The following is a 6,406-nucleotide window of genomic DNA, read 5'->3' on the forward strand; positions in this document are numbered from 1 at the left end:
AATATCCTCAAGTAAAAGCTCTGACACAGTGAAATTAACAAGGTGATAAGGCATGGATAATAACCAGATAACGGCACTATTACCTGATACAGGGTCATTTTTCTTGCGGGGAAAAATGACCCCAGAGGCAGGGAAATGGGTCAGCGAACCTTTATGGAAAGGCGTAAAACTCGTCTTAATGATGAATGGTGAACTTGAATGCCAGCCTGATAATAAAAAAACGGTTTCGTTGTCGGGTGCATCACTGTGCGTTATCGCCAATCAACATGATAGAGAAAGCCAGCAACGCTTTTTACAAACGGAGGACGTACGTTATGTCTCTGTGTGCTTATCTGAACACTTACTCGATTCTTTTCACATTAAACAACCCGAGTTGCTACTTGCTGCCAAAAATCAAGGGCCACAATTACTTTCTAAACACGCAGGTAATGTCCTCACTGCGTTAGGAAATCAAATACTGAACAGCCCTCTCAGTGGCGTACTTGGAGACATGTATTTAACAGGCAAAATACTCGAACTTTGTGCTCATTCATTTGAACATATCCAACAAAGCCACCAATCTATTCATCATCCAAAACTTAGCAGCCATGACATAAGCAAACTCAATGAAGCCAAGGCGTTGATTTTATCCGATTTAGCGCAACCGCCAAATTTATACCAACTTAGCCGACTCTCAGGGCTCAACATTCGTAAACTCAATTTTGGATTTAAACAACTGTTTGGCTCTTCCATTGCGCCATTTATTCAAGAACAACGCCTCCAGTTAGCTTACCGCCTATTATCAACTGGCGCAGAACAAGTTTCGACTATTGCATGGAAAGTCGGTTACTCCCCAGCACACCTTTCAACAGCCTTTCGTAAACGATTTGGTTTTTCACCTAAAACATTATGTTGATTATTAATCAATCCAATCAATAGGATATTTATATTCACAAATAAATAGTCTGAATAGCCAAAGCGACGCGAATACCAGAAAAGTGTAAATGAGATACATTCTCGTTTTATCTTTCTTGCTAGGGTTTGCGTCTCAATGAAAAATTATCTGTATTCACCTATTTATCTTACTGTTATTTCATTAATTTTTTCGTCTGCTGCCTATTCAAAAGAAAACAATCAAGCCAAAAACGAGAAAATTGTTGTCACCGCATCCCCAGTACAATCCCCAACAGGGGAAGTAGGGGGCTATGTGGCAACACGCAGTACCAGTGCAACAAAAACCAATACTGCATTAATTGAAACACCCCAAGCTATCAGCGTCGTCACACGCGACGAAATGAGCGCTCACAACGCGCAATCAGTGGGTGAAGCGCTACGTTATACCTCAGGTGTACTACAAACCAACGGAGCGGCATCATCGCGCTTTGATAGCTTAAATATCCGTGGCTTTAATGCATCCAGCACAGGGATGTTAAGGGATGGTTTACGCAGTACCACTGCACAAGCATGGCCTAAAGTAGAACCTTATGGCTTAGAGCGAGTTGATGTGATTCGGGGCCCTTCGTCCGTTTTATATGGACAAAACTCGCCAGGTGGGATTGTTAACCAAATCACTAAGCGGCCTTTGTACCAGCCACTTCATGAAATTGAAGTACAAGGTGGCAACTTTGACCGCCGCCAGCTACAAGGGGACTTTAGTGGGCCAATTGATGGTAGCGACAAATATTTTTATCGCCTAACAGGTCTTGTACGTAAAAGTGATACGCAAATAAAACACATCAAAGACGATAAAGTCTATATCGCCCCAGCCTTTACTTGGTTACCGAATGACAATACGACATTCACGGTATTAGCCGATTACAGTCATGATAAGTTTGGTGCCCCGCGCCCTTTCTTACCGTTGAATGGCACGCTGCTTCCTAATCCTAATGGTAAGGTGAACCCCAATGTTTTCCTCGATGAGCCTGGGTTAAAAAATGATAGGACACAAGCATCTCTGGGCTATCAATTAGATACTGATTTTAACGAGACCTTTTCGGCTCACTCAGGCGCACGTTTTAGCCATACCGATTTAAATACCAATATCGCACAGGGGATGTATCTTTCCCCCGATATGAAAACGTTAAACCGTGTGGCTTACCATTTTCGCATTAAAGGCGATGTTCTGAGTTTAGACAACAACTTACAGGCTAACTGGTGGATAGATAACATCGAAATGACCTCACTTACTGGTGTGGATTATCGTCATACTCGTGAAGACTATATTTTGATGACCGGAAAGGCGAGCTCAATCGATATTTACAACCCAAGCTACGGCGGTGATTACGGCCCCGTCAATAATATGATGTCCAATACACTACAAACTAGCGACCAAGTGGGCATTTATGCACAACAGCAAGCGAAATTTGATAACGGCGTGATCTTGGTCTTAAGCGGGAGAGAAGATTGGTCGAATAGCAAAACACACAATCGAAAAAGTGAAGCATCTACCGAGCAGCGGGATAGCAAATTTACCTACCGTACAGCCGCTATGTATGTCACTGACTTTGGGTTAGCCCCTTATGTAAGCTATTCCACTTCATTTAACCCACAACTTGGGGTTAATTTTTATGGCAATAACTATAAGCCGATTACCGCTAAACAAATGGAGGCAGGGCTGAAATATCAGCCAGAAGGCAGCAACACTAACCTCACTTTAGCGGTGTTTGAACTGAAGCAACAAAACATGCTCACCGCCGATCCTGAAAATAATTTAAATAGCTTACAAACTGGAGAAGTTCGCTCCAGAGGCGTTGAATTACAGGGGGTTTACTCACCATTTGATGGGCTAAATTTAACCGCGGCTTACACTTATAACCAATTAGAAAATACCAAAACCAATAATGCGGCAGAAAAAGGTAAGCGCCCAACAGGCTTACCCGAACACACTGCCTCTGCATGGGCCGATTACACCCTACAGAGTGGGCAACTTCAAGGCCTGGGCTTCGGTGCAGGTGTTCGTTATACCGGCTCATCCCCTGTAAATAACGATGACACCATTTCCAATCCATCAAATACCCTCTTCGATGCCGCTGCACATTATGATTTAGGTGGGATCAATTCCAACCTGAATAACTGGCGAGTGGGGGTGAACGTCAACAATATTACCAATAAACAATATTATACCAGTTGTTCAATGGGTGGATGTTCTGTTGGCTTTGATAGAACCGTGATTGCCTCATTACGGTACCGTTGGTGATCGTGATGGCTAAGCATTCTTCACGTCAATATTGGCTAAAAATCCATTTATGGCTCGGCTTAGTGATCGGTTTTTTCATTGCTATTTTAGGCATTTCTGGGTCGCTACTATTACTGAAGAAACCTATTTTAGAATGGGAAATTGGCCAACATGTGTTGTATGCCACGCCGCATACACAAGGGGCATTGCTGTCGTCAGACATTTGGCGACAGCAAGCGACAAATAGCTATCCACAGCTCAATAAAGTAATGGGAGTTGCACCACCGAACAGTGGCTTTATTCCTGCAACGAATGCGATGGTGTTTGGCTCTGTTACCCCATCGAATAAACTGGGTATCGCCTTTATTGACCCAATCAATGCAGATGCAAAAGGGTTTGTTATTTTTGATGATTTACTCTTTGCCAAAGTGGTTTCATTACACCGTTTGCTGCTATTACCTCCTGAAATAGGAAGCTGGTTGGTATTGACTTGTGGCGTGGTGTTGATCGTATCAATAGTGAGTGGTGCCCTATTATGGTGGCCAAGAAAAAACGTATTTTCCATGTTAGTGCATTGGAAAAAAGGCCTAAAAAATGGGGCTAAATGGCGTCAATGGCACTATTTCTTTGCTATCTATTTTACTCTCCCACTTTTTATTATTGCCTTCAGCGGTATGCTTCTAGCCCGCCCCGATTTATTCACTTCATTAATTTCAGCCCAAGAAATCAAAGGTTTGGTTTCAACTCTCCATAGCGAAATTGGACTGGGTTTCTTTGGGCTGCTTATTGTGTTTTTTTCCGGCTTTTTATTGCCCTTTCTGTATATCAGTGGCGTGGTGATTTGGTGGAAAAAACGGCGCTCTTCTGCGCTATCGGTTAACAGGATAACATAATGAAATTATTACTTTCTTTACTCTCATTCGGTCTCTTTTCATTTTCAATCTACAGCCAAGCAGTAACTGTGACTGATATTACTGGCCGGCAAGTGCAAGTTCCTGATCACGTTCAGCGCATTTTGCTGGGGGAAGGACGGATGATTTACCCCCTTTCCATTTTAGAAAAAGAAGCACCGTTCCAACGAATAATTGGGTGGCAAGGGGATTTTCGCGATTTAGATGTGCAAGGTTATGCCGCTTACAAGGTCGTGTTTAAACAAATTGATGATATTCCGACTGTCGGCGGTGGCTCAGAAGATACATTCAGTATCGAGAAAGCCTTAGCCCTGCAACCTGATTTAGTTATTTTACCGTTAACCGGTGGACATGGCCCCGGAGCTGGCAGTGAAGCCGCCCGTTTATTAGAATCCGCAGGGATTGCAGTGATCCACGTGGATTTTAGCCAGCACCCTATCAAACACACCCAGCTGAGTATGAAAATACTCGGTCAAGCCATTGGAAAAGAAGCTCAAGCGAATCAGTTTAATGCCTATTACCAACAAAAAATGGATGAAATTATTGCACGCATTCCAACCAATATAGAGACAAAAAATAAACCAACAATTTTTGTGGATTATCTTCCCGGCTTACAAGAATGTTGCGGCTCACCGGGAAAAGGCAGCATGACGGATATGATAAACCTTGCTGGTGGTATCGCAATTGGTGAAAAAATTATTCCTGGGGCAATTGGTAAACTCAACCCAGAGTTTATTTTGGCAAGCCAACCCGATGTATATGTCGCAACTGGCGTTTTCCCTGAAGGTAAAGCAGGAGTCACCGTTGGCTATTCCGCCACAGAACAAGCTGCACAATCGAGTTTAAAAGCCATTTCGATGCGCAAGCCTATTGGGCAATTACGGGCTGTCGAACAAGGGCGAGTACATGGCTTATGGCATATTTTCTATGATTCACCTGAAAATATTATCGCCTTTCAATCATTAGCTAAATGGTTGCACCCAGAGTTGTTTAACGATATTGACCCTGAAGCTACCCGCAAAGAAATGTACCAACAATTTATGCCAATCCCCGCGACTGGGGTATTTTCCTTGACGTTGAAATAACATTTTATTTGGGTGAGTCAGTTATAGAAACTCATAGCCGACTCACTATTTAAAAAGATGCTGTTTGTGCCACTTAAGGCGCTGAAAAAATACCTCTTTTATCCTCAATTATAATTTGATTCAACGGTTTATGAATTCCACCATCATCCGTATGCAAAATAAATACAAATAAAATCTGACAAAGTACTGATTGAGGATAATCTCTAGGCCGGTATTTTGAATATATCTGCCACCCATTTGCAGAGTACCTTTCATACATTCTTTTCATTGCATCAACAACAGAATTAGCCGCTTGCCCCTTATTGATTTTAGTCGATTTTTTTTGGTGATAGATAAAGGCATCCGTAACCGTCTTAGTGATAATATGAAAAACTTGCCCAACAGATATACTTTCTAGTAAATTAACTATGTTTTTCGTTGTTTTTTCACCAATTTGAAAAGAAGTAAATCCGTATTCAGACATTTCATTATTAAGATAAAAAAAACACTCATATAAATTATTTTCTTTGCATAGATTGATTAAAATTTCTTTATTTATATTTATAAAATAAATATCTGATAATTTATCTTCCAATAAATCAATTATAACTGATAAGTTATCTGTTTCCGCGACAATAACCTCCCAACACATTGATATTTTATTAAAGTGAATATCATCTTCGCTCACCGTTAACCGTTTTAAATTCGTTGCTGAGCTAATAGCCAGTACACCTTCAGCATAGAGTTTCTCAATAATATACCTGTCAAATTCACAACTCGGCGTCAGTTTTTTACACTTCTGACTTTCAATACTTTCTAAATACATTAGGTTTTCATCTGCACTATGGCGTATCAACGCAAGCAAATAAACACAGTTTTCAAATGAAATATCATTGATACTTATTGCTTTTTCTTTTTTACAAAGCATCATCATATCAATGTACTCTATCTTTTCGAGTCGTTCCTTTTCATTTTCAATACGAATACAATCAATGCATATATGTTCTAAATGACTTAAATGACTAAAGTGGCTTCTATCTTTTAGTGGTTCCATTTCGCCACAGGAAACACATTGTAGTTTTAAACAATAGGCTTTACAGCTTTTAGCAACTATTGCTTTTATTTCTTTCGTTTTTAACTGTGTTTTTTCTTCTAATTTAAGCATTGAATATGAAAAACGACCATTTTCATTAACTTGCCAATATAACTGACAAAAAGATTCATATTCTTTATCAATTACATCAATAAATATAATTTCCATATTTTATTTCCTTATT

The 6,406-nt window shown here is 40.5% G+C and carries 5 protein-coding genes; 4 read left to right on the top strand and 1 reads right to left on the bottom strand.

From position 1 onward, the window contains the following. Positions 1 to 52 precede the first annotated feature (52 nt). The 4 genes from AABS66_RS15295 to AABS66_RS15310 all read left to right on the top strand — a co-directional run bounded on the left by AABS66_RS15295 (position 53) and on the right by AABS66_RS15310 (position 5,150). Positions 53 to 895 (top strand): helix-turn-helix domain-containing protein, encoded by an 843-nt coding sequence (locus AABS66_RS15295; protein WP_430225130.1) that lies wholly within the window; start codon positions 53 to 55, stop codon positions 893 to 895. Positions 896 to 1,030: 135 nt separating this feature from the next. Next, a complete protein-coding gene (locus AABS66_RS15300; RefSeq protein WP_430225131.1) occupies positions 1,031 to 3,175 on the top strand; it encodes a TonB-dependent siderophore receptor in 2,145 nt (714 codons plus the stop codon). Positions 3,176 to 3,180: 5 nt separating this feature from the next. Then, complete coding sequence (locus AABS66_RS15305) at positions 3,181 to 4,047, top strand: PepSY domain-containing protein (RefSeq protein WP_430225132.1); 867 nt, start codon at positions 3,181 to 3,183, stop codon at positions 4,045 to 4,047. Further along, a complete protein-coding gene (locus tag AABS66_RS15310; protein ID WP_272539772.1) occupies positions 4,047 to 5,150 on the top strand; it encodes an ABC transporter substrate-binding protein in 1,104 nt (367 codons plus the stop codon). The genes AABS66_RS15305 and AABS66_RS15310 overlap by 1 nt, the downstream gene beginning before the upstream one ends. Positions 5,151 to 5,223: 73 nt before the next feature. On the opposite strand, the gene AABS66_RS15315 is transcribed toward AABS66_RS15310, so the two are convergent. Beyond that, on the bottom strand, positions 5,224 to 6,390 hold the full coding sequence (locus tag AABS66_RS15315; protein WP_272574337.1) for a hypothetical protein: 1,167 nt from the start codon (positions 6,388 to 6,390) through the stop codon (positions 5,224 to 5,226). Between the last annotated feature and the right edge of the window lie 16 nt (positions 6,391 to 6,406).

This window comes from Providencia sp. SP181 (assembly GCF_050446505.1).
Lineage (GTDB): Bacteria > Pseudomonadota > Gammaproteobacteria > Enterobacterales > Enterobacteriaceae > Providencia > Providencia vermicola.